This is a genomic window from Azospirillum sp. A26 (assembly GCF_042604635.1).
In the GTDB taxonomy this organism is placed as follows: Bacteria; Pseudomonadota; Alphaproteobacteria; order Azospirillales; family Azospirillaceae; genus Azospirillum; species Azospirillum palustre.
In genome coordinates this window covers 1,020,029-1,044,062 of the sequence record NZ_CP170472.1, presented here as the reverse complement: position 1 = coordinate 1,044,062, position 24,034 = coordinate 1,020,029, and the positions used below count along the sequence as shown (strand labels likewise).

The following is a 24,034-nucleotide window of genomic DNA, read 5'->3' as shown; positions in this document are numbered from 1 at the left end:
CATAAAATAGGATGTGGAACTGATGACCGCCTACATCATCGCCGACGTGCGCGTGACCGATCCGGTCGCCTATGAGATCTACAAGTCGCTGACCCCCGACGCGATTGCCAAAAATGGCGGACGCTTCCTCAGCCGTGGCGGCGAGACGGCGGTGCTGGAAGGCGGCTGGCAGCCCAACCGCATCGTCATCCTCGAATTCCCGGACGTGGCGGCTGCCAAGGCCTTCTACGACAGCCCGGAATACCGCAAGGCCCGCGAGGCCCGGCGCGACGCCGCCGATTTCAAGATGATCGTGGTCGAGGGCCTCTGACGTCCCGGCTGTTACCATCACGGGAAGCCGTTACCAAGCGTTACACAGGACCGTCCGCGGGACACATCGCCGCAACACGGCACCGCTAACGCTTACCGTCACCGAAAGCCAGCGGTCTTCCTGCCGCCGGCTCCCTCACAGTGACGGAAACCCGACCATGGATGACGACGATCTCTCCGATCCGCTCGATTCGCACATCACGTTCTGGACTCGCATCGCCATGGCGATCCTGATGGTCGGAGTCTCGCTCTGCGGCGTGTCGCTCTACCTGCTGACCGAGACCTGAAGCCGAACCGCCAGCGCCGCGCCGAACCCACATTTTCCGCGGTTCCAGGCGGTTTCGGCCCAAGGATAACACGGATATTACGTGTTAAATCGCCAATTCCCTTTTCCTGTTATGTGAAAATCTCTCTTCCCCATTCGGGCAACCGTGCTAAATAGCGTCGGAACCTTAGCCGAGGACGATCCGATGCTCCGCTTGACCCGTCGCTCCACCCTTGCCGCCCTGGTCGCCCTCGCGTCGGCTGCCGCGTCGACCGCTGCCGTCATGCCGGGCACCGCGCACGCTGCCGACCCGGTAAAGCTGGAAATCGGCTATATCCCGATTCTGGCGGCATCCCCGCTGTTCATCATCGATGGGCAGGGCTGGGCCAAGGATGCCGGGATCGCGCTTAAGCTGACCCGTTTCGAATCCGGCCCGCACGCCATCCAGGCGATGGCCGCCGGCCAGATCGACCTGCTCTACGCCGGTGTCGCTCCCGTGCTGGTCGCCCGCACCAAGGGTGCCGACATCTCGGTCATCGCCAATTCGGCGGTGGAGGAGATGGTGGTCGCCGCCCGCGGTCCCTTCGCCAAGGCGGTGGGCACCACCCCGACCGCGGAGTCCTTCAAGAAATTCGTCGCCGACACCGGTCGCAAGCCGAAGATCGGCACCCAGCCGCCGGGCTCGGTCCCCGATACCGTGCTGAAGCACTGGCTGTTCAAGGTGGTGAAGGTCGATCCGGCCGATGTCGAACTGGTGCCGATGGGCATCGAGAAGACTCAGCAGGCCCTGCTGGCCGGCGCGCTCGACGCCGCCACCATCCGCGAGCCGACGGTGACCGTCACCCAGCAGATGGACCCGAACGTCGTGCTGCTCGCCACCGGCGCCCAGATGTTCCCGGACCAGCCCGGCACCGTGGTTTCCGCCCGCGCCGAGGTGTTGAAGAAGAACCCCGACGCCATCAAGGCGCTGGTCAAGGCCCACATCCGCGCGGTCGAGCTGATTGCCAAGGACCCGGCCGGTTCCGCCAAGATCGTGAACAACTATCTCGGCAAGGGCCTGATGGAGCCGGCGACTCTGGAAGCCGCCTTCAAGGGGCCGGGGTCGAAGTTCGTCGCCGATCCGCACAAGGTCGTCCCCGCGGTCGAGCAGATGATGGCCTACACCAAGGAGATCGGCTCGGCGTCCGAGACGGTTCCGGTGGCCGAGGCCTTCGACTTCAGCTTCTACGACGCCGCGGTCAAGTAAGCCGACCGGGCCAGGGACATCGAAAAGCCGATGAAGACCTACAACAAGATCGCCCTGTCGGCGCTGGGCGTCATCGTCTTTCTGCTGGCGTGGGAAGCGGTGGCGCGCAGCGGCGTCGTGCCGGCCCGGCTGCTGCCGTCGCCGAGCGCGGTGCCCGCCGCTTTCCTGTCCGAGTTCAAGAGCGGCACTTGGCAGGCGATGGTGCTGGCCAGCCTGTCGCACTATCTGGTCGGGCTGTCGCTGGGCACCTTCCTCGGCGTGTCATTCGGCACGGCCGCCGCCCTGTGGGGCAAGTGGGACGCCTTCCAGGCCTGGGTCGTGCGCATGCTGCGCCCGATCCCGGCCATCGCCTGGATCCCCTTCGCCATCATCTGGTTCGGCGTCAGCGAGGGGGCGGCGTCCTTCCTGATCGCGCTGACGGTGTTCTGGATCAATTACTACGCCAGCTACGCCGCGGTGCGCGGGGTGGACAAGGACCTGATCGAGCTTGGCTATGCCTTCGGCCAGGGCGGACTGATCCCGCGCCTGTTCAAGATCATTCTGCCGGGTGCCTTGCCGGGCATCCTGTCGGGTCTGCGCGCCGGGCTGGGACAAGGCTGGATGACCGTGGTCGCGGCGGAGCTGTTCGGCATCTCCGGCCTCGGCATGCGGATGATGGAGGCGTCGGGCCTGCTGGCGACCCACATCGTCGTGCTTTACATGGTCACCATCGCGCTGCTCTACGGCGTGTCGGATTTCCTGTTCATGCAAGTCCAGTCGCGGGTGCTCTCATGGCAGCGGTGACCCTCTCCAAGACCGCAACCGCCTCGGTCATCGACCTTGTGGACGTGTCCATCGGCTACGGCAATGACGCGCCGCCGGTTCTGGTCGATGTCAACCTGTCGGTCGAGCGCGGCAGTTTCGTCGCCATCGTCGGCCCGTCCGGTGTCGGCAAGTCGACCCTGCTGCGCGTCGCCGCCGGGTTGCACACCGCGCGCAGCGGCGGCGTCACCATCCATCAGGACCAGCGCCCCGGCCATCGCCCGGTCGGGCTGGTGTTCCAGGACTCCCGCCTGCTGCCCTGGCGCCGGGTGATCCGCAATGTGGAGTTCGGGTTGGAAGGCCTTCCGGTCAGCCGCGACGAGCGGCGCCACCGGGCGGAAGCCGCGCTGAAGCTCGTGCGGCTCGATGGCTATGCCCGTCGCTGGCCCTACGAGCTGTCGGGCGGCCAGCGCCAGCGCATCGGCATCGCCCGCGCCATGGCGGTCGACCCGGACATCCTGTTGATGGACGAGCCCTTCGGCGCGCTCGACGCCATCACCCGCCACAATCTGCAGGACGAGCTTCGCCGCATCCACCAGGAAACCGGCAAGACGGTTCTGTTCGTCACCCACGATCTGGAAGAAGCGGTGCATCTGGCCGACCGCATCATCGTGCTGGGCGGCACCCCGGCCCGCGTGGTGCGCGACGTGCGCAACAGTGCCGGCCGGGATGGGGCGGTGTTCCGCGATCAGGTGGAGCAGTTGCGCTCCGAGATCGCGGACAACTACAGCATCTGACGGGGGTGGGGGTTACCCGACCTCCATCATCAGGCTGGTCGGGTAGCCGGCATCCTTCATCCTGGCGATCAGCGCATCGACATGCGTCTGGTTGCGGGTTTCCAGCACCACATCCACTTCCGCCATCTTGACCGGCACGTTGTGGAACAGGCGCTGGTGGTGGACCTCGACGATGTTGGCACCGGCCTCGCCCAGCAGGCGGGTGACGCGGGCGAGCGCGCCGGGCGCGTCGGTGATGCCGATGCGCAGGCGGACGATGCGGCCCTCATAGACCAGCCCCCGCATCAGCACCTGCGCCATGATGCGGGAATCGATGTTGCCGCCCGACAGCACGATGCCGACATTGCGGCCGCGGTAGCGCTGCGGATCCTCCAGAACCGCGGCCAGCGCCGCTGCCCCGGCCCCCTCGGCGACCAGCTTCTGCACAGTGGCGAGGCGGTAGACCGCTTCCTCCAGCCGGGCCTCTCCCACCTCCACCACGTCGTCGACCAGGGCGCGGATGATCGGCAGGGTCAGGGCGCCGGGCGCCTTCACCGCGATGCCTTCCGCCACCGTGGCGCCGCCGCAGGTGATCGGCTGGCCGGCCAGCGCCTGACGCACCGCCGGATAGAGGCTGCACTGCACCCCGACGATCTCCAGATCCGGACGCAGCGCCTTGGCGGCCGTCGCCATGCCGGAGATCAGCCCGCCGCCGCCGATGGGGACCACCAGCACGTCGAGGTCCGGCACGTCCTCCAGCAGTTCCAGCGCCGCGGTGCCCTGGCCGGCGGCGACCAGCGGGTCGTCATAGGGATGGACGAAGGTCAGCCCGTCGCGCGACGCCAGCTCATGGGCGAAGGCGGCAGCCTCGCTCAGCGTCTCGCCATGCAGTTCGACGGTGGCGCCCAGATTCTCGGTCCGCTCCACCTTGGTGAAGGGGGTGAAGGCCGGCATCACGATGGTCGAGCGGATGCCCAACCGCGTGGCATGGCAGGCCACCGCCTGGGCGTGGTTGCCGGCGGACATGGCGATGACGCCGGCGCGGCGCTCCGCCTCGCCCAGCGACAGCAGCTTGTTCAGCGCGCCGCGCTCCTTGAAGGAGCTGGTGGCATGCTGGTTCTCCAGCTTCACGTGCATCCGGCAGTCCGCCATGTCCCCCAGGCGGGGAGCCGGAACCGTGGGCGTTCGGTGCAGGTGTCCCGCGATGCGCGCCGCCGCGGCGCGCACGTCCTCCAGCGTTATGGTCATTTCGTGTTTGTCCCGGTGTTGCGTGGTGTGAGTGTCAGCACCTCCGCCCCTGCCGAGACCAGCGTGCCACGGTCGCCGGCCATACGCAACGAACCGCCATCGCGCCACAGGGGGACGAGATCGCCCCAATGGCGGGACCAGATGTTGCCGGACTGGCCGGTGGCGATCACGAACCGGGAATTGTCGAGGTCGGCCAGATCATAGACCGCGCGGAACCCGGCGCCCTGGACGTGGCGGAACGGGTTGCCGGGGTCGCGGATGGTGGTCGATCCGCGGTTGACGGTGAAGAAATCGCCGTCGGTCTCCACCGACAGGTCGGCCTTGCCGCCGATCAGCGGCACGCGGCTCAGCATGCGGTGGACCAGCGCGACGGTGTGGTCGTCGCCCCAGCGCCAGCTCTTCATGCTGGACCCATGACGTTCGGCCAGCGCCTTGACCGCCGTTTCCAGCGAGCGTCCGATGATGTCGGCGCAGCTTTCCTTCTGCGGCGTGGTGATGTCGTCGCACCACTCCGGCCGGTTGTTCAGAACGTTGCGCAACGCCTCCGGCCGCAAATCCCAGTAGGAGGCGAAGTCGGCGCCCAGCTCGTCGGCGAAGACGGCGCGGACCAGTTCCCGCAGCCACATGTCGAAGATCAGCGGCTCGGGCCGGTTGCGGTCGATCCGGCCATCCCAGCCGCGCAGCAGGGCCGCGGCGTCGCTGGCCAAGCCCGGCGGCGTCGGGTATTTCAGCAGGTCCGGCAGGAAGTCGCGGGCGGGCAGGGAGACGATGTCCATCTGCTGGCGCGCCACATCCTCGACCGAATGGCGCCCGCTGCCCAGCATCTCGACGATGCGCTTGGCGCGTGAGGGATCCGGCCATTCGGTGGCGAGGCGATAGGGATAGTCGCGCCCGACCACCGCGTTGTTGGCGTTGACGAACTGCCCGGTCGGCGGATTCACCGCCTGCGGCAGGGCGTAATAAGGCAGGAAGCCGCTCCAGTCATACTCGCCGGTCCAGCCGGGAACCGGCACACGGCCATCGCCCTTGCGGCGGATCGGCACCCGGCCGGGGGTGATGAAGCCGACCTCTCCGCTCACATCGGCATAGACGACGTTCTGCTGCGGGGCGACATGCAGGCGCAGCGCATCGCGCGCGCCCTCCGCCGATCCGGCATGGTTCAAGCGGTAGAGAGCCTCCGCGCTGGTGTCGTCGTCGGCAAGGCCGGGGAAGGACAGCGCCAGCACCGGACCGGGCGCCTTGCCGTCGATGGACGGAGCATCCAGATCGGAGATGACGGGGCCATGCCGCGTGGTTCGGACGGTCAGCGTCTGCGACGCCTCGCCGGCGATGCCGATGGTCTCGGCACGCGTTTCGAAGGTCTGGCTGCCGTCGGGGGTCAGGTAGCGCGTGGGATCCTGCGGGTCGGGTTTTTCGACGAACAGGTCCTGGGTGTCACTGTGGGTGGTGGTGAAGCCCCAGGCGACCTTGCCGTTGTGGCCGAGGATGGTCAGCGGCACGCCCGGCACGGTGGCGCCGGTGACGGTGAAGTCCGGCGTGACGATGCGGGCAAGATACCAGAGGATCGGCGCTTCCAGCCCCAGATGCGGATCGTTGGCGAGGATCGGCTTGCCGGTCGTGGTGCGGGCGCCGGTCAGGACCCATTCGTTCGACGCGGTGTCGAAGCCCATCTGCGGCAGGGCCGCCAGGGTGCGGCGCACCGTTTCCCGCAAATCCATACCGCGCAGGTCGCTCGCCAGCGTGGTGGGAGTGCCGGGAACGTCCGGCGGGAACAGGTCGTCGACCTGTTGCGGCGACAGCCGCTCCAGAATGCGGGAGCGGAACAGCTCGTCGCGGTAGTTGGCCGACAGTTGCAGCGCCATCAGCTTGGCCCAGACCAGACTGTCGGCGACGGTCCAGGGCTCCGGCGTGTGGCGCAGGAGCTGGAATTCGACCGGCAGCGCCTCCGACCGGGTGGCGAGATAGGCGTTCACGCCCTCGGCATAGGCTTCGAAGGCGGTGCGGGCGTCGGGCGACAGGGTGGTGGCCATTGCCTCCGCCGCGCGGCGGACGCCCAGCGTGCGCATGAGCCGGTCGGTGCGGAGCGCGAAGTCGCCATATTTGGTACCGATCAGTTCGGCCAGCCGGCCGGCCCCGGCCCGGCGCATCGTCTCCATCTGCCACAGGCGGTCCTGGGCGTGGGCGTAGCCGAGTGCCCGGTAGGCATCACGTTCCGTCGCGGCGAAGATATGGACCACACCCTGCTTGTCCCGCACGACCTCGGCCGGCGCGCCGTTGCCGGGGATGGCGACCGTGCCGCTGGTCTGCGGCTGTTGAGCCCGCATCCACACATAGGTGCCGAGCAGAGCCGCCGGCGGCAGCAGCACAAGCACGCCGGCGACGGCCGCGACCTTGCCCCAGCGTCCCCGTGGCATGCGCAGGCGTGGGAGCCGGGAGGTGCGAGGGGGCGGCACCGGTTGCGGCTGCACACCGTAGGGCGGCGCCGGCTGCTGCTGGGGATAGGGCTGGCCGGGCGGCGGAGCACCCATGGGATGGGCCGCGGGGGGGTAGGTTCCCGGCGGGTAAGCGCCGGGCGGATAGACCGGCTGTTGCGGCGCCTGCGGGTAAGGGGCGCCTGGATAGGGCGCGCCCGGATACTGGACCGGCTGCTGAGTCTGGTGGGGCGGCGGCGGATAGCCGTCATAGGGTGGAGCGGCAGGCGGGGCAACGGGCGGGGCCGGGCGGGACAGCGCACGCGCCAGGGCGGCGCGGAGTTGGAAAGCGCAGGTCTCGCCGGCGCGGATCAGGGAACGGCGCAGCATCACGGTCCGTGGGAGAGAAGGGGGCGGCGACGGGCGGGGGCCGCCGGGAGGCTCGGTCGGGCGGCGGATGCTAGTCTTCCGGCCGCCGGCCCGTCCAGGGTTGCTTCGGTGGAGTCGGGCGCTTTTTCGCGACCCTGCCGCCGATTCGGGTGGAAGATCTGCCGCCTTATGCGGCGGTGGTCAGGATCTCGCGCAGCATCGGGGCGGAGACGGGCTTGTGGATCAGCCGGTGGCCGCTGCGCTGGACCTCGGCGATGCGGGCGGGGTCGGTGTCGCCGGTCAGCACCACGGCGGGAACGCGCACGCCGCAGACGCCGTAGATGTCGCGGATCGCCTCCACCCCCGTCCGTCCTTCGCGCAGGCGATAGTCGGCGACGATCATAGCCGGCTGCCGGCCGAGATTCAGCAGCGAGGCGATGGCCTCGTCGGCGGACACCGCGGCAACCACCTCGTATCCCCATTCCTCCAGCATCGCCCGCATGCTCAGCAGGATGATGGTGTCGTCGTCGACGACCACGATCAGCCCCTTGGCGTCCGGCAATTCGGCGGGGACGCGCACCGGCTTCGGGATCGGGCGCGGAACGGCCGTCGGCACATCGAGGAAGAAGCCGCTGCCGCGTCCCGGCGCGGATTGCACCGTCACCCCATGCTCCAGCAGCCCGGCCAGCCGCCGCACGATGGCGAGCCCCAGCCCAAGTCCCTTGCGGCGGTCGCGCTCGGGATTGGCGAGCTGGGTGAACTCCTGGAAGATGTCCTGGGTCTTGTCGGCGGGGATGCCGATGCCCTGGTCCAGCACCGCCAGCCGCAACGCCCCGCCACGGTGCCGGCAGCCGACCAGGATGTCGCCGCGTTCGGTGTAGCGGATGGCGTTCTCGATCAGGTTGCGCAGGATGCGTTCCAGCAGGGCGGGATCGCTGCGGGTCCAGGCGGATGTCGGGACATGGCGCAGCGTCAGGCCCGACTCGGCGGCGCGGATGCGGTATTCCTCCGCCAGCCGCTCCAGCAGGGGGCCGAGCGCGAAATCGGTGACGCTGGGCTTCACCACCCCGGCATCGAGGCGGGAAACATCCAGCAGGCTGTCCAGCATCACCCGCAGCCCGTTCAGTGAATCGGTCATGCTGGCCAGCAGGGGAGCGGCCGGGTGATCCTCCAGCTTGTCCGACAGGGCATGGGCGAAGAAGAACAGCGATTGCAGCGGCTGGCGCAGGTCGTGGCTGGCGGCGGCCAGGAACTTGGTCTTGGCGCGGTCGGCGCGCTGGGCATCGTCGCGGGCCTGCAAGGCCTCGACCCTCGCCGCCTCCGCCTCGTCGCGGGCGCGCAGGATCGCTTCCTCCGACGCCCTGCGGGCGGTGATGTCACGCATGATTCCGGTGTACATGCGCCGCTTGCCGACCTTCCATTCGCCCACCGACAGGTCGAGCGGGAAGGTGGAACCGTCCTTGCGCAGCCCGTCCACCTCGCGGCCGATCCCGACGATCCGCCGCTCGCCGGTCCGGCGGTAGCGGTCGAGATACCCGTCATGGGCGCTGCGGTAGGGCTCCGGCATCAGCATGCTGATGTTGCGCCCGATGACTTCGTCGGCCCGGTAGCCGAAGGTCTTTTCCGCCGCGTGGTTGAAGGACTCCACGATGCCCTGGTCGTCGATCAGGACGATGGGGTCCACCGCAGTGTCGACGATGGCACGGTAGCGCGCTTCCTGCTCCGCCGACCGCTCCGCCTGCTGCCGGCGGTCGAGCAGTGACGACAGCATCGCCAGCGACAGCAGAAGCAGCGTCCCCATCCCGGTCATGATCGCCAGCAGGGACGAGGAGAGCGCTATGCCCTGGCCGGAGTGGGAGGCGGCATGGGGAAGAACGGTGCGGCTGGCGTCCGCGCCTCCGATGGCGGCGGCGCTCAACTCCGTTATCGGCTCCATCCCGGCGGCGGCCATGCCGGTGTAGTGCATCGTCACCACCCCCAGCCCCAGCAGAACGGCGCCGGCGGCGCGTTGCAGCGGGCGGCTTGTGCGGAAGGCCAGCCACAAGGCCGCGGTCGAGGCGGCGATGGCGACGATCACCGAAACAGCGACCAGAACCACGTCATAGGACAGATCCATGTCCATGCGCATGCCCGCCATTCCCACATAATGCATGCTGACGATGCCGAGCCCGGTGAGGGTGCCCGCAATCGGCAATTTAAAATAGTTGTTGTTGCGGTCGCGCGCTACCGCAAACAGGCCGGCCCCCGAAACGCCGACGGCCAGCACGAAGGACAGCGCGGTCAGCCCGGCGTCATAGCCGATGGGCATGTCGCTGCGGTAGGCGAGCATGCCGATGAAATGCATCGACCAGATTCCGGCACCGAGCGCCAGCGCTGCACCGGCCAATCGCCGTTTGTCGCCCGGACCGCTTCCGGTCGTGTTCCGAAGGCCCGACGCGAGGGATTGGCCTGCCGTGCCGCCGCGGGAGTGATGGGCGAGGTCCAGCGCCACATAACCGCCGAACACGGCGATCACATAGGATAATGCGACGAGGAGGGGGTCGTAATGGCCGGGCACGGTCGCTATGGCTGTTGTGTGGGGTCGTTCGGGGAGGGGGCGGACTCGATTGTGCGTTTGGAGAAACAATTTGGGTGAAGGTGCCAGCCCCTTCCCACGAACGAAAGGCTCGCCTTCGTGGTAGAAGGGACCTAAGACCTCCGGCGGAATATTTCCAATGAACAGCACTCCTCCTCCCGGGGCCCCTCCCGAGGCACAGAACCGTCCCGCCTCCCCAGAACCGCCGTCGCCGCCACGCCGGCTGCTGTCCCGTCTGCTGCGGCCGGTCGCGACACTGTTCGCGGTCGCGTATTTCCTGCTGGACGCATTGGCCTATTGGGTGGTGCGGCCGGTCGCCCGCCGGATCGCGCAGCTGCCGCTGTTCGCGCGATTCGGGCAATGGGTGGCGGGGCTGGGACCTTATCCGTCTCTGGTCCTCGTGCTGGTGCCTTTGGCCCTGCTGGAGCCGGCGAAGCCGGTCGGCGCCTGGCTGTTCGCGACAGGCCGCCCGATGGCCGGCGCCGCCGTGATCATCGGGGCGGAACTGGTCAAGATCACCCTGGTGGAGCGGCTGTTCCACATTGCCAAGCCGAAGCTGCTGACCATCGGCTGGTTCGCCTGGGGCTATGTGCGGGTGACGGCCTGGCTCGCCTGGCTGAAGGAAACCGCTCCCGTCCGCACCGCGCGCAGGCTGCTGATCGCGGTCCGTCAGGTCGCGCGCCGGGTTGGCCGCCGCCTGTCCTCGATGGTGCGGCGGGCGGGGCGGGGGTGACCGGTCACCCCAGCACGGCCAGCACCAGCGCCCCGGCGATCAGCAGCACGCAGGCGCGGCGGTAGAGCGCCAGCGCCCGGCCGATGTCGTCCGGCGTGGCCGCGGTCCGTCCCGCGCCGAGCCAGACATCCTCGATTCGGGTGTTTCCATAGACCCGCGGCCCACCCAGCCGCAGGTCGAGCGCACCAGCCATCGCCGCCTCCGGCCAGCCGGAGTTGGGGGAGCGGTGGCGGTGGGCGTCCTGCCTGACCGATGCCCAGGCCTGCCGCGCATCCGCCCCTCGCGTCATCCAGGCGGCACCAACCAGTAGAATGGCGGTCAGGCGCGATCCCGGCAGGTTGACCAGATCGTCCAGCCGTGCCGCTGCCCAGCCGAAGGCTTCGTGACGCGGGGTGCGATGGCCGATCATACTGTCCGCCGTATTGATCGCCTTGTAGAGCGCCAGGCCCGGCAACCCGCCGGCCAGCAGCCAGAAGGCCGGCGCCACCACCCCGTCGGAAAAATTCTCGGCAAGGCTCTCGATGGCGGCACGGGCGACGGCGGGCTCGTCCAGCGTGGCCGGGTTGCGGCCGACGATCATCGATACCGCCTTGCGCGCGCCCTCCAGCCCGGCGGTGCGGAAGCCCTTGGCGACCGCCGCCACATGGTCGTGCAGGCTGCGCTGGGCCAGCAGGGTGGACGCCAGCGCCGCCTCGACCAGCCAGCCGAAGGGCAGGAGCCAGCAGGCCCAGGCCACCGCCACCGCTACTCCGCCCACCGTCAGCAGAAGCACCAGCACGGCCAGGACGCCGAACGCCTTGCGGCGGTCGAAACCATCGGTCTCACGGTTGAGTGCGCCGTCCAACTGCGCGATAAGCGCTCCGATCCAGACGACCGGGTGACGGATGCGGGCGTAGAGTGGATCGGGATAGCCGACCGCCGCCTCTATGATCAGCGCGGTGGCGAGCAGGAAGGGATGCAGCGGCACGGCAGGGACGTTCCAGGATTGGGGCGGCCCGCTGGCCGCGCGACGGGAAAATGAGGAGCGCGATCATGGCCGAAGACAGCCCGGCGACCAAGCCGCACATGGCGGACCCGCAGATTGCGGATCCGCGGGGGCAGGGGGCCGCGACCGGTGGCGTTCTTCTGCACGGCGGCGACCTGGACGGTGCCCGCGCCGCCTTTCCCGGTGCGCCGCTGCCGTGGGTCGACCTGTCCACCGGCATCAACCCTTGGCCCTATCCGCTGCCGCTGGTGCCGCAGGACGCCTGGACCCGGCTGCCCGGCCGGGGCGAGGAGGCAGGGCTGCGTGCGGCGGCGGCCGATTGCTATGGTGTGCCATCGGCGGAGCTGGTTGCCGCAGCCTCCGGTTCGCAAGCGCTGATCCAGCTGTTGCCGCGGCTGCGTGCACCGGGCAGCGTGGCCGTGCTGGGGCCGACCTATGCCGAGCACGCCCGCTGCTGGGCGCTGGCCGGCCACGACGTCCGGATGGCGGCGGACGCGGCGGAGGCCGACGTGCTGGTCGTCGTCAACCCCAACAACCCCGATGGCCGGCGCTGGCCTGTCGCCCGGCTGCTGGAGCTCGCCGCAGCGCAGGCCGCGCGCGGCGGCTGGCTGGTGGTGGACGAGGCCTTCGCCGATATGCGGCCGGACGACAGCGCCGCCACGCAGGCCGGCCGTCCGGGGCTGGTCATCCTGCGCTCCTTCGGCAAGTTCTTCGGGCTGGCGGGGCTGCGCCTGGGCATAGCGCTCGCTCCGGCCGATCTGGCGGCGGCATTGCGCGAGTCCATCGGGCCCTGGGCGGTGTCCGGACCGGGACTGAGCATCGCCACGGCGGCCTTCAGCGACCGCAGCTGGATCGCTGCCACGCGCAACCGCCTGACGGGTGCCGCGGTGGAGTTGGACAGGCTGCTGGCGGGAGCCGGGTTGCGGGTGGTCGGCGGGACGGAGCTGTTCCGTCTTGTCGAGGACGATCGGGCACCGGCGCTCTATCGGGCACTGGGCGAAGCCGGGATCCTGGTCCGCCGGTTCGAACACCGACCGGATTGGCTGCGATTCGGACTGCCGGGAGACGATGCGGCATGGCGTCGTCTTGATGACGCGCTGGTTCGGAAACAGGTTTGGGCGATGCAACCTTGTAAAATGTCCGCATCTTGAACAATCGCCGAAAATTTTATACACTCAACCGTTCTTAGAAGTCCGGCCCTTCCAGTTCGACCTTGTCGGAAACCACCGGCGCTGCGAGGAATTAAAAGTCAATGAGACACTCTCGGCCATGCCGGTTCCGGGTTGCATGGCAATGATCGCAGGCCGTGATGCGCATGACGGACGCGATGCCGCGTTGTCGATCCTCGACCGCCTTCCGGTCGGGGTTTGCGTCGTCGCGGCTTCGGGGATCATTCATCATGCGAATCCGGCGCTCCATGCGCTGCTGGCCTGCGAACCGGGTGGTTTGCCGGGACGCAGCCTGTGCGAGTTCGGGCTGGACACCTGCGATGGCGCCGGTCCGGCGCGGGCTCACCGGGCGTTGCGGAACGACGGCACCGTCTGCCGGGTGACGGTGGTGGAGGCGCCCTGGATCTCGCTTCCGTCCGGCGCAAAGGCCGAAGGAGGGGCGGAAAGCCTGCGGCTGGTGACGGTGACGGATGTCGATGCGGCGTATCGGCAGGCCATGCTTGCGGACGAGGATGCGTCGCAGGCCGGGAGTCCGGCTGCCGGCACGCTGCCGGACTATGGCGGCAATGTCCGGTACGAGGCGCCGGTCCTTGTGGCGGAGGGGGCGACCCGCTTCCCGGTCAAGGGGGCTTTCCGTGACGAGTCGGGCATTGCCGGTGTCACCCGGGATTTGGTTGACCTGCATCCGAACGAAGAGCGGCTTGAAGCCATCCTCGAACAGAGCCCCATTGGCGTTTCGGTGTCCCGCCGCGACGACGGCTGCATCATTTTCGTCAACACCCGCTTCGCCGAACTGATCGGCCTGCCGCGCGAGAAGCTGATCGGCAGCCGCGCCCGTGATTACTACCTCGACAGCCACCAGCGCCTGCGCGTGCTGGAGCGGCTGCGCGGCGGCGGCGGTGTCACCAACATGGAGGTTCAGTTCAGGCGGGCCGACGGGTCGCCCTTCTGGACCCTGTTCACGGTCAATCAGGCGGTGATCCAGGGCACCGCGGTCAATCTGGCCTGGATTTACGACTACACCGAACGCCGCAGCATGGAAGAGGCTCTGCGCGACATGGCGTCGCGCGATCCGCTGACCGGCATTTTCAACCGGCGTTCCTTCATGGACATGGCCCGCGCCCAGTTGGCCCGCGCCCATCGCTTCCATGAGCCGCTGTCGGTCTTCGTCCTCGATGTCGACCATTTCAAGCGCATCAACGACAGCTTCGGCCATGCCACCGGCGACGATGCGCTGCGCATGGTGGCGGCCGGCTGCCAGGCCATCCTGCGGGAATACGACATCCTCGGCCGGCTGGGTGGGGAGGAGTTCGTGGTGGTCCTGCCCGGTGCGACCGCCGACGAAAGCCGCGTGGTGGCCGAACGGGTGCGCCGCCATCTCGCCCGCATGCCCATCGAGGCGCCGGACGGCACCTTCCGCCTGACGGTCAGCATCGGCATCGCCGGGCTGGAGGGCGCAACCGACACGTTGGAACGGGCGATCCATCGCGCCGACCTCGCGCTTTATCGCGCCAAGCATCTCGGCCGCAACCTTGTGGCGGTGTTCGAGCCTGGAATGTAGCCTTCTGGCTGGTTCCTGTTCTGCGCTATGCTATCCTTGATCGTGGAGACGTCTCGGTGGCCGGGCCGTCGGGTTGGTGGCTGGCGACGTGGGACGGGGCGATGGACTACACGGTGCATGACAGTGGCACCCTGCGCGAACTGGAGATGCGCGGGCAGATCACCTTCGAAGCCGACACCGATTTCCGGGCGATCCTTTCGGGATGGGAGACGGCTGGCATCGCGGATTGCGTCCTCAACCTGTCTGCCGTCGATTACATGGATTCCGCGGGGCTGGGGCTTCTGGTGATGGCGAACAACGCTGCCAGACAGGCCGGCATCACCTTCCGCCTGAAGCATCCGCGCGGTCAGGTCCGCGACCTGATCGAGATTTCCGAGTTCCACACCATCATTACCTGCGAGTTCTGAGCGGTGAGCGGCGGTCCGCCGGTCGTCATCGGTCATCCTTGCCCATCCGCCGCCGGGCCGCTGCGCGATGTCCTGGGCCGGCTGGGGGTTCGACGCCTCACGGTGGTGGATGGCGACGGGCTGGTGCAGGCGGTTGCCGATGCCGCGGCCGAGCCCCCTCAGCTTCTCCTTCTGCATGCCGGGCTGCCCGGCTTCGGTCCGAATCTCCTGATGGGACTGCGGGAGATGGCGCAACTGCGCGACGTGCCCATCCTCGTCCTTGGCCGCTTTGCCAGCGGCTCCCGCCGGGCGGAGCTGATGCGGGCAGGGGCAACCGACCTGCTGGCGCGTCCGCTGACCCTGGCGGAACTGTCCGCCCGCCTGTCGGTGTATCTGGAGAGGCGCCGCCTCGACCGCTCCCTTCAGGAGGTTATCCGCAGCCTGCACAGCTACCATCACGGCGCCATGCAGCGGATGGCGCTGGCGCGGCAGATGCAGTTGGGACTGCTGCCGGATGCCGTTGCCTGCCGGTCGTTGGAAGGGCGCTATGGCATCGCGATGGACAGCCACTTCGAATCGAGTTCGGAGTTGGGCGGCGATCTGTGGGGCGCGCGTCCGCTCGATGACCGGCGCTTCGCCCTGTTCCTGTGCGACTTCACCGGCCACGGGGTGGCGGCGGCGCTGAACACCTTCCGGCTGCACGCGCTGCTGGCCCGCACCGACCTGCCGGCCGACGATCCGGCCGAGACGCTGCGCACGCTGAATGGTCTGCTGTTCGGGCTTTTGCCGGAGGCGCAGTTCGCCGCGATGATCTATGCCGTGGTCGACGTCGGTGCCGACCGGCTGGTCTACGCCACCGCCGGCGCGCCGAAGCCGCTGGTCCGCCACAGGGACGGCGGGTTGGAGGTGGGGCCGAGTTGCGGCTTGCCCTTGGGCTTGGCGGGCGAGGCGCGATACCGCAACCACTGCCTGGATTTCCCGCCCGGCTCGACCCTGCTGCTGTTCAGCGACGCGCTGTACGAGGCGCGCGGCTGGGACGGCGAAATGTTCGGCTATGGCGGCGTGACCGACCTGGTGCGGGGGCTCGGCGACGATGAACTGGAAAGGCCGCTGGGCCGTATGCTCGACCGCTATTTTGCGACCGTGCCCCGGCTGCTGGCCGACGATCTGACAGTGCTGTGGATCAGCCGGGGCGTCCGTCCGCAATCCGGTCCAGATTGACGATGCCGACCACGCGGTTGCCGTTGCCGACAAAGGTGAGCTGGTCGAAACCGACCATGCGGGCCAGCGCGATGCCGCGGCCGTGGGTGGCATCCGACTGCGAGGCATCGACCGACAGGTAGCGGTTGAAATCGAAGCCCGACCCCATGTCGGTGATGGTGAAAATGACGCGGTTGTCGGTGCGCTCGACATGCAAGGTGGCGTATTTTTCGCGATGTTCGGCCGAGGCCAGCCGCGCCTCGATCTCGCGCGCCAGCATGCCGCTGGCTTTCAGCCGCCCCTTCGCCTCGAAGCCGATGCCGAGGTTGCCGTGCTCCACCGCGTTCACCAGTATCTCCGACAGGCCGAAGGTCAGGCTGTGAGCGGTGGCGGCGACCGAGGACAACGTAATGGCCAGATTTTGCGCCTCCTGCGGGGTGCGGAAGCGGAAGCGCCCGTCGCGCAGCAGACCGATGGCGTCGGAGCGTGACCGCAGGTCGCCTTGCAGGCTCCTCAGCCTTCCGGTCGTCTCCTCCGCCGCACGGACGACGGAGCGCAACAGGGCGCCGTCATAGGGCTTGATCAGGTAATAAAAGACGCCGGCACGGATCGCCGCGGCGATTTCGGAACTGCTGTCGGAGATGGTCTGGACGATGACGGGGATGTCGGCCAGATGCGGCTCGCGCTTCATCCGCTCGTACAGTTCCAGCCCGTCGCCATCTGACAGCCGGCGGTCGAGCAGTACGACATGGATCGTCGATCCGCTGGCCGACAGGATCTCCCAGGCCTGCGCCTTCGTCTTCGCCTCCAGCGTTCGATAGCCGATGCGGGACAGATAGCCGGCGACGATGGCGCGGGTCATTTCCTCGTCATCGACGACCAGAGCGGTGACGGCATCGGCCATGGTCGGCGTGTACTCCAGCGGTTCGGGGCGCGATTGGGGAATTCCATGGCATTTTACCGAAACCGCCGCAATCGCACAATCACCGGCGGCACTGCGTCGCAGCATTGCCAGTTGTGGACATCAATCGGCAGTCGCCACAAACGCCACAGCTGCTTTCCGTGCCGCCGACAGTTCGTCGGCGACGCGTTCGCCGGCGGTGGCGGTCAGTGCGTCGAGGTCGCCACGGCGGGCGGCTTCGACCAGATAGTGAGCGGTCTCCGCCATCCGGTCGAAGCCGACATTTGCGGCCGAGCCCTTTAGAATGTGCGCTTCCCGCTCGATGCCGGTGCGGTCGCCGCGTGCAATGGCCGCGCGCAGCAGATCGAGATGCCGCGGGCTGTCGCCGAAGAAGGTTTCGAGAAGCAGGGCGAAGCCATCCTTGCCCAAAGCATCGCGCAGCTCTTCGATCTTCTCGGTGTTGACGGTGGCGGGTCCGGGGTCCGCCTTCGGCGGCGATGCGGCTTGGCCGGCGCCGTCGCTCTTGTCGTCCTCTGCCGGAGGGATGAAGCGGGCGATGGTGTCCAGCAGCTTGCGGGCATTGATGGGCTTGGACAGATAGTCGTCCATGCCTGCCTCCAGACAGATGGCGGCATCGCCCTGCATGGCATTGGCGGTCAGCGCCACGACGGGAATCCGGGCCACCGCTCCGGACAGCCGGCGGATCCGCCGCGTCGCCGCCAGCCCATCCATCACCGGCATCTGGACGTCCATCAGGACGAGATCGTAGGGCCGGGCGGTCACGGCCTCCACCGCCTCCTCGCCGTTGGACACCGCCTCCGCGCTGACACCGGCCCGGCGCAGCAGGGCCAGCGTCAGCTGCTGGTTGACCGGATTGTCTTCCGCCACCAATACGCGGACGCGCGGCGTCGGCTGACCATTGGGGGCCGGATCGTTCTTTGCGGCGGTCGGCGGCGCCGCTGCCGGGCTGTCGATCGGACGCGGAATGACGTTACCGGCGGCCGGCGGCTCCGCCAGCGACAGCGCAGGCCGTTCCAGCAGGCGCGCGAGGCATTGGCACAGGGTGCTGAAACGGATTGGCTTGGGCAGGTGGGTGTCCACCGGCGCCTGCTCCTGCTCCTGCCCCTCCAGCCTTTGCGAGGAGGCGAGCGCCAGCCGGATGCCGGCCAGTTCCGGGATGGCGCGGATACGCCGGGCCACCTCCGGTCCGGTGAGGCCGGGCATGCGGTGATCGAGGATCGCAGCGTCGAAGGGCGTGCCGAGACGAACGGCGGCGACCAACCGGTCGAGCGCCTGCTCTCCGCTCTCCGCCGTCTCGACGATGATGCCGAAGCCGTCGATCTGCCGGGTCAGCAGATCGCGGTTGACGGCGATGTCATCGACCAGCAGAAGCCGCCGCCCGGCCCAGTTGCCGGTGGGAGCCGGCGGATGGGCGCTGCCGACACCGCGCTTAAGCGGGACGGACACCCAGAAGACGCTTCCCGTCCCCGGCTCACTGTCCACGCCGATCCGGCCGCCCATCAGCTCGGCCAACCTCTTGCAGATCGCCAGCCCCAGACCGGTGCCGCCATGGCGCCGGGCGGGGGACGAATCGACCTGGGTGAACATGGCGAACAGGCGCGGCCTCTCCTCCTCCGGGATGCCGATGCCGGTGTCGCGCACCTCGAACCGGACGTGGACGCCGTCTTCCGCCTTGCCGGCATCGGGACCGTCCGCTTCCTGCCGCTCGTCGGGCTCCTCGCTCAACAGGATGGTGACGCTGCCGGAATCGGTGAACTTCACGGCGTTGCCGGCAAGGTTCAGCAGGATCTGCCGCAGCCGCCCGGCATCGCCCAGCAGGGGGCCGCGCAGCCCTGGCGGCACGAAGCTGGCAAGGTCCAGTCCCTTGGCCGCGGCGCGCGGCGCCAGAATCTCGGCGACGCTCTCGACCATCGGCACCAGTTCGAACTCTCCAACCTCTAAATCCAGCCGGCCGGCGTCGATCTTCGAGAAGTCGAGGATGTCATTGATGATGACCAGCAGCGATTCGGCGGAATCGCGGATCGTCTCGGCATAGGTGCGCTGTTCGGCTTCCATCGGCGTGTCGAGCAGCAGCCCGGCCATGCCGATCACCCCGTTCATCGGGGTGCGGATCTCGTGACTCATCGTCGCGAGGAATTCCATCTTGATGCGCTGGCCGTCCTCCGCCCGCTCCTTGGCGTCGCGCAACGTATGCTCCAGCCGCTTCTCCTCGGTCAGGTCGCGCAGGATGGCGGCGTAAAGCGGGCCGGCGGCGGTCTTCACCAAGGCCATGGAATAGGCCAACGGGAAGCCTTCCGTCCGATCCCCGGAATCGTCGGCCGCCACCCGCAGCGCCATGGTCTCGCCGCGGGTGGCGAGGTCCATGACGCGGCGGCCGCGCGCGATCTCTTCCAGCGCGCGGGAGACATCGGCCCGCCTGTCGGTCGGCAGAAGATCCACCACCGGCCGGCCGACAAGCTCGCCCGGTGCGCAGCGGAAGATGGCATGGGCGGCCGGGTTGGCCGTCTCGATCACGCCGTCCGGCCGCGCGGTAACGATACCCTCCGCCGCGGTATCGACGATGGCGGACAGGCGGGCGTTGGTCTCTTCCAGCTCCTTGCCCTGCTCGCGCTGTGCCGCAAGGGAGCGGGCCAGCAGCAGCCCGAACAGGCCGAGCAGCAGAATCATGCCGCCGGACAGCAGCGACGCCATCCGCAGATTGTCGCGCCAGGGGGCCAGAACCGTGTCGGTGCGCACGCTGACCGTCAGGATCAGCGGCCAGACCGGGGTGGTCCGGTAGGCGACGATTCGCGTTCCCGGGCCGGCGCCGACATCGGTTCCGGAATGACGGAACACGCCATATTCCGCCTGCGGCAGGTAATGGCGGAACAGCGGGGTTGCGGCGAAGGATTTGGCGATCTCGTCCCCGGTCTGCGGCTGGACGGTCAGCAGCGTGCCGTCATAGCGGTACAGCGCGATCCGGTCGCCCATTCCCGCGCCGGTACCACCCTGCACCGCCCGGTACAGGCCCTGGAAGTAATCCGGATTGACGGTGGCGACGACGACAGCCTGCAGCGTGCCGTCGGCCTCGCGCAGGGCGCGGCTCATCGGCAGCAGCCAGCGGCCCGACCGTTCGCCTGCCGGGGTGCGGTCGATCAGGCTGCGTCCCGGGCGCGGATCGCCGATGACCAGCCCGTTGCCCTGGGCAGCCGCTTGCAGGTGGAACACGTCCAATTCGGTCAGATAGGTGGCGGCAGGATAAGCCCCCTCGGTGGTGGCGACGATCCGGCCGGTGCGGTCGAGTAGGGTCAGCCCGCGCAGGTGGGGCGACCGGCGCAACCGGTCCGTCAGCATGGCCGTCAGGTCGGGACCGGGGGCGCCGTCCTCCCCCGTCCAGTTGGCGTCCGACAGCGCATCGACGATGGAGGACAGGGTCACGTCGACCGATTGCACCGTGCGGGTGGTCGAGACCTCCAGCGCCGCCGCAAGGCTGGCGAGGCTGGCCTCGGCCGAGTCGAGGGCCGCCTGACGTGCGGTGATCAGCTGCTGGCCCTGGTTGATCAGCAGGGCGAAAACCGCAAGAAGGGCGAAGGCGATGACGCCGCCCCGCTTTTCGAAGAGACCCTTCAGATCCGCTTTGACTGGGGACGGGGACAGGACGTTCGTTCCGGACGGTCAGATGTGGTGGAGCGACCAAGCTGCAGGTTGCATGGGTCCGAAGCCGTCCGTCATCTGCGGTCCGCGACCGGATCGCAGTCGGATCAATGCGCTGGGCCCAAGCCTTGGTCGAAGTTTGCGCCTGGAACAATAGCAGCTACACACACCCGACGCCAAGCATCCGCTGCCGTCGCGAACCGGTCGATGATAAGATACCATCAGGATTTCGCGGCCTTGCTTCCAGACCGCAAAGAACAGCGATGGTTGGTTAACGAAAGGTGTGACATGGCGACGCGCGGCCTTCGGGCAGTCAGCTTCTCAATTCTGTCGCTTCTGTCGGTCGGAATCGTGGCGCCGACCATGGCGGCGGACGGGAGACTTCAGAAAATTGCAGAACAAAAGCAACTTCGTGTCTGTTCTTGGCCCGATTACTATGCGATCTCGTTCCGGAATCCACGCACCGGCGCGCTGGAGGGGCTGGACGCGGAACTGGCGCAGGAATTCGCCAAGGATCTGGGCGTTCGCCTGACGGTGGTGGAAAGCAGCTTTCCCCGCTTCATCGAGGATTTGCTGGCCGACCGCTGCGACATCGGCATGTTCGCCATCGGCGCCACCCCGGCACGGGCACAGCAAGTCGCCTTCAGCCAGCCCTATCTGCGCAGCGGCATCTATGCGGTGACCACCCAGACCAACGGCGGCATCCAGCGGTGGGAGGATCTCGACCGCACCGGCAATGTCGTGGCGGTGCAGAAGGACACCTACATGGACGGCTACGCCCGCTCCGCCATGAAGGCTGCGCGCATCGTCGCGGTGACCCGCCCGCAGGAACGGGAGGAGGAGGTGCAGTCCGGCCGTGCCGATGCCTTCCTGACCGATTATCCCTATGGACAGCGCATGCTGGCCTTCCATCCCTGGGCGCGGTTGATCGTGCCGGACGTGCCGGTGCAGCCGACCCCCTACGCCTATGCGGTGGCGCCGGGCGATGCAGCCTGGCTGGACCGGGTCAACGCCTTTGTTGCCGCGATCAAGGCGGATGGTCGGCTGGAGAGCATCGCCGCCCGCTACAAGCTCACCCCGATCGTGGCGCGGGACTGAGTCGCGTTGCACGAATGCGGCGGCGGGATAAATCCGGTCTAGGATGGGTGAAGAGGGCCATCCATCAACCCATCCATCAGCGGGGACTATGTCGATGATTCTGATCGGACAGTATGATTCGCCCTTCGTGCGCCGCGTTGCCATCGCTCTGCGCCTCTACGGCATGGCGTACGAACATCGGCCCTGGTCGGTCTTTTCCGACGCGGCGGAGGTCGCGCGCTTCAACCCGCTGAAACGGGTGCCGACGCTGGTGCTGGCGGATGGCGAGGTGCTGATCGAAAGCGGCGCCATCCTCGACCATCTGGACGAGGTCGCCGGACCGGACCGCGCGCTGATCGCCCGCCAGGGGCCGGAGCGCCGACGGTCGCTGAAACTCTCAGCGCTGGCGACGGGATTGGCCGAAAAGGCGGTCAGCCTTGTCTATGAACGCGTCCTGCACAAGGAACGGTCCGATCTGTGGATGGAGCGCTGCACCGGCCAGATCGGTGCCGTCCTCGACGTGCTGGAGGCCGACCGCGCCGCCGCCGCCGGTCCCTGGTGGTTCGGCGACCGCATCGGCCATGCCGACATCGCCGCCGGCTGCGCCCTGCGCTTCGTCGGCGAAGCCCACCCGGCCGTGTTCGACCGCTCCCGCTGGCCGGTGCTCGCCGCCCACTCCGACGCCTGCGAGGCGATGGCGGAGTTCAAGGCGGTGGTGCAGCCCTTTTCGGTGAACGCCTGAGGCGTTGCCCCCTTCTCCGTGCATCGGCGCGGGAAGGGGGCTTGGTGAAGGTATGGGGGGCTTACTTGTGGCCGCTGATCTCGGCGTGCAGCGGCTTGGTGTCCTCGAACGCCTTCTGTTGTTCGGGCGTGGCTTCCTTCTGGTGCTTCTGCTTCCATTCGGAATAGGGCATGCCGTAGACGGCGATGCGGGCATCCTCGTCGGACAGTTGGACACCGCGTTCCTTGGCCGCCGCCGCGTACCATTTCGACAGGCAGTTGCGGCAGAAGCCGGCGAGGTTCATCAGGTCGATGTTCTGCACGTCGGTGCGCTTGCGCAGATGTTCGACCAGACCGCGGAAGGCGGCGGCTTCCAGTTCGATGCGGGTCTGGTGGTCCAGATCGGCCATGGGGTCTCAACTCCTCCGGTATTCTTGTTCAGTTAAGGTTGGGTGGCCGGTGCAGCGTGACCATCCGGCCATAGGGATGAAAATCGCGCGAACCGCCGCCGCCGGCGATGGTACGCACCACCGCCTCGCGGTCGATGGCGACGAAACCGGCCAGCGACTGGACGCCGTAATCGAACAGGCGCGGGGTCAGCGGCGTTCCGGGGCCGACCATCGCCACCTCCGCTCCCGCCGAAACCCGCAGCAGGCGGGGCAGGGTGCGGTTGGCGAAGGCCGACGCCGTGATGGCCACCGCATCGGCGCCCGGCAGCAGCCAGTCGCAGGCGGCCTCGGGGTATTCGCCGTCCTGCGGGGTCATGTCGATCACCTTGGCTCGGGGCAGGCGGCGGGCAAGCTGCGGGAAGCCGCCGATCACCACGACCCGGCCCTCGACCGAGGCGAACAGGTCCAGCCCGTTGCCGGGGACGCCGGTCACATCAGGCCGGTTGTAATGCGCGTTCAGGGCGGCGACGCCGACGGCGATCTCCAGCGGATCCCAGGACTGCGCGGCCATGGCAGCAAGGTCGCGCAGGCCCCGGCCGGTCCAGCGCTGCGCAGTGTCCTCTGCTGCGCCCTCTGCCGCCGGCGCCTGCCTTGCGGCGACGCCGAGGCCATCGGCGGTTTCCACCAGCACCCATTTGTCACCGGTGACGACGCGGCGGACGTCGGCATCGGCGACGCCCTGCACCAGATCCTGGTACATCCGCTGCGGCCCCCACCAGCGCCACAGCGCGTCGGCCACCGGGGAGAGCAGGTCGCAGAAGCCGCCGGTCGCGGTCTGCCATTCGTTGAGATAGCGGCTGCCGACGCTGGTCAGCACGGGGACGCCTTCGGCGATGGCGGCCAGCAACTCGTCCGACAGGCCGTCGCCGTGCGATTCCAGCCCGGCGAACTTGTTGACCACCAGCAGGTCGACGCCCGAGGCGACGGCGTTGCGGATCGCCTGGCTGGCCTCCGCCACGCCGGTCGGATCGACGCGGCAGGACTGCGATTCCCGCCCCAGCTTCTGGGTGATGTCATAGGCGTGGCCGGTGGCGACGTCGACCAACTCCATCCGCTCGGCGCAGTCGTCGCCCGGCCCGTGGTTGCGCTGGACCAGCCCGCCGACACGGAAGCCGCGCCGCTTCAACTCCGCCGAAAAGCCGTCCAGCAGCGTGTCGACGCCATAGGAGCCGGGCCCATGGATGACGGCGCCGGGACGCAGGGGCGGCAGAATGGCGGGGGGAAGCGGCATCTGGGCAGGGACCTTTCGCGGAACGGCG

General features: G+C 68.3%; 20 protein-coding genes. 12 read left to right on the top strand and 8 right to left on the bottom strand.

The window, feature by feature from the left end; translation table 11 throughout:
• Window positions 1-22 precede the first annotated feature (22 nt).
• From ABNQ39_RS05430 to ABNQ39_RS05410, 5 genes are all read left to right on the top strand, one after another.
• On the top strand, window positions 23-310 hold the full coding sequence (locus ABNQ39_RS05430; protein ID WP_376959390.1) for a DUF1330 domain-containing protein: 288 nt from the start codon (window positions 23-25) through the stop codon (window positions 308-310).
• A 157-nt stretch (window positions 311-467) separates the two neighbouring features.
• Complete coding sequence (locus tag ABNQ39_RS05425) at window positions 468-596, top strand: hypothetical protein (RefSeq protein WP_376959389.1); 129 nt, start codon at window positions 468-470, stop codon at window positions 594-596.
• A 183-nt stretch (window positions 597-779) separates the two neighbouring features.
• Window positions 780-1,820, top strand: a complete 1,041-nt coding sequence (locus ABNQ39_RS05420; RefSeq protein ID WP_376959388.1) for an ABC transporter substrate-binding protein — start codon at window positions 780-782, stop codon at window positions 1,818-1,820.
• 30 nt (window positions 1,821-1,850) lie between these two features.
• A complete protein-coding gene (locus ABNQ39_RS05415) occupies window positions 1,851-2,603 on the top strand; it encodes an ABC transporter permease (protein WP_098739726.1) in 753 nt (250 codons plus the stop codon).
• The gene (locus ABNQ39_RS05410; RefSeq protein ID WP_376959387.1) at window positions 2,591-3,358 is read left to right on the top strand and encodes an ABC transporter ATP-binding protein; all 768 of its coding nucleotides are present in this window, start codon (window positions 2,591-2,593) and stop codon (window positions 3,356-3,358) included. Before ABNQ39_RS05415 ends, ABNQ39_RS05410 begins: the two co-directional genes overlap by 13 nt.
• Before the next feature lie 12 nt (window positions 3,359-3,370).
• Here ABNQ39_RS05410 and ABNQ39_RS05405 read toward each other — a convergent pair whose 3' ends face one another.
• The 3 genes from ABNQ39_RS05405 to ABNQ39_RS05395 form a co-directional block, all read right to left on the bottom strand.
• The gene (locus ABNQ39_RS05405) at window positions 3,371-4,585 is read right to left on the bottom strand and encodes a threonine ammonia-lyase (protein WP_376959386.1); all 1,215 of its coding nucleotides are present in this window, start codon (window positions 4,583-4,585) and stop codon (window positions 3,371-3,373) included.
• Entirely contained in the window at window positions 4,582-7,386 is a 2,805-nt protein-coding gene (locus ABNQ39_RS05400; RefSeq protein ID WP_376959385.1) for a penicillin acylase family protein, read from the bottom strand. Before ABNQ39_RS05400 ends, ABNQ39_RS05405 begins: the two co-directional genes overlap by 4 nt.
• A gap of 166 nt (window positions 7,387-7,552) precedes the next feature.
• Window positions 7,553-9,880: a hybrid sensor histidine kinase/response regulator gene (locus ABNQ39_RS05395; protein WP_376959384.1), complete on the bottom strand. Its 2,328-nt coding sequence runs from the start codon at window positions 9,878-9,880 to the stop codon at window positions 7,553-7,555.
• Window positions 9,881-10,079: 199 nt separating this feature from the next.
• Here ABNQ39_RS05395 and ABNQ39_RS05390 point away from each other — a divergent pair, with 199 nt between their 5' ends.
• Window positions 10,080-10,673 (top strand): hypothetical protein, encoded by a 594-nt coding sequence (locus ABNQ39_RS05390; protein ID WP_376959383.1) that lies wholly within the window; start codon window positions 10,080-10,082, stop codon window positions 10,671-10,673.
• Window positions 10,674-10,677: 4 nt separating this feature from the next.
• Here the strand turns inward: ABNQ39_RS05390 and cbiB are convergent, their stop codons facing one another.
• The gene (gene cbiB / locus ABNQ39_RS05385; RefSeq protein ID WP_376959382.1) at window positions 10,678-11,640 is read right to left on the bottom strand and encodes an adenosylcobinamide-phosphate synthase CbiB; all 963 of its coding nucleotides are present in this window, start codon (window positions 11,638-11,640) and stop codon (window positions 10,678-10,680) included.
• Window positions 11,641-11,705: 65 nt separating this feature from the next.
• Between cbiB and cobD the strand changes: the two genes are divergently transcribed.
• From cobD to ABNQ39_RS05365, 4 genes are all read left to right on the top strand, one after another.
• Window positions 11,706-12,809 carry a threonine-phosphate decarboxylase CobD gene (gene cobD / locus ABNQ39_RS05380; RefSeq protein WP_376959381.1) on the top strand — a complete coding sequence of 368 codons (1,104 nt, stop codon included), beginning with the start codon at window positions 11,706-11,708 and terminating at the stop codon, window positions 12,807-12,809.
• A gap of 136 nt (window positions 12,810-12,945) precedes the next feature.
• Window positions 12,946-14,388 carry a sensor domain-containing diguanylate cyclase gene (locus ABNQ39_RS05375; protein ID WP_376959380.1) on the top strand — a complete coding sequence of 481 codons (1,443 nt, stop codon included), beginning with the start codon at window positions 12,946-12,948 and terminating at the stop codon, window positions 14,386-14,388.
• 56 nt (window positions 14,389-14,444) lie between these two features.
• Window positions 14,445-14,795, top strand: a complete 351-nt coding sequence (locus tag ABNQ39_RS05370; RefSeq protein WP_376959379.1) for an STAS domain-containing protein — start codon at window positions 14,445-14,447, stop codon at window positions 14,793-14,795.
• A gap of 3 nt (window positions 14,796-14,798) precedes the next feature.
• Window positions 14,799-15,995 carry a PP2C family protein-serine/threonine phosphatase gene (locus ABNQ39_RS05365; protein ID WP_376959378.1) on the top strand — a complete coding sequence of 399 codons (1,197 nt, stop codon included), beginning with the start codon at window positions 14,799-14,801 and terminating at the stop codon, window positions 15,993-15,995.
• Here ABNQ39_RS05365 and ABNQ39_RS05360 read toward each other — a convergent pair.
• Together ABNQ39_RS05360 and ABNQ39_RS05355 are read right to left on the bottom strand one after the other, a co-directional pair.
• On the bottom strand, window positions 15,958-16,878 hold the full coding sequence (locus ABNQ39_RS05360; protein ID WP_376959377.1) for a response regulator: 921 nt from the start codon (window positions 16,876-16,878) through the stop codon (window positions 15,958-15,960). The genes ABNQ39_RS05365 and ABNQ39_RS05360 overlap by 38 nt on opposite strands.
• Window positions 16,879-16,998: 120 nt before the next feature.
• On the bottom strand, window positions 16,999-20,328 hold the full coding sequence (locus ABNQ39_RS05355) for a response regulator (protein WP_376959376.1): 3,330 nt from the start codon (window positions 20,326-20,328) through the stop codon (window positions 16,999-17,001).
• Between the two features lie 489 nt (window positions 20,329-20,817).
• On the opposite strand from ABNQ39_RS05355, the gene ABNQ39_RS05350 reads away from it, so the two are divergent.
• The gene (locus tag ABNQ39_RS05350; RefSeq protein ID WP_376959375.1) at window positions 20,818-21,627 is read left to right on the top strand and encodes a substrate-binding periplasmic protein; all 810 of its coding nucleotides are present in this window, start codon (window positions 20,818-20,820) and stop codon (window positions 21,625-21,627) included.
• A gap of 94 nt (window positions 21,628-21,721) precedes the next feature.
• The gene (locus ABNQ39_RS05345) at window positions 21,722-22,348 is read left to right on the top strand and encodes a glutathione S-transferase family protein (RefSeq protein WP_376959374.1); all 627 of its coding nucleotides are present in this window, start codon (window positions 21,722-21,724) and stop codon (window positions 22,346-22,348) included.
• Between the two features lie 61 nt (window positions 22,349-22,409).
• Here the strand turns inward: ABNQ39_RS05345 and ABNQ39_RS05340 are convergent, their stop codons facing one another.
• Window positions 22,410-22,736: a DUF1244 domain-containing protein gene (locus ABNQ39_RS05340; protein WP_376959373.1), complete on the bottom strand. Its 327-nt coding sequence runs from the start codon at window positions 22,734-22,736 to the stop codon at window positions 22,410-22,412.
• Between the two features lie 28 nt (window positions 22,737-22,764).
• Complete coding sequence (locus tag ABNQ39_RS05335; RefSeq protein ID WP_376959372.1) at window positions 22,765-24,006, bottom strand: DUF2478 domain-containing protein; 1,242 nt, start codon at window positions 24,004-24,006, stop codon at window positions 22,765-22,767.
• Window positions 24,007-24,034 lie beyond the last annotated feature (28 nt).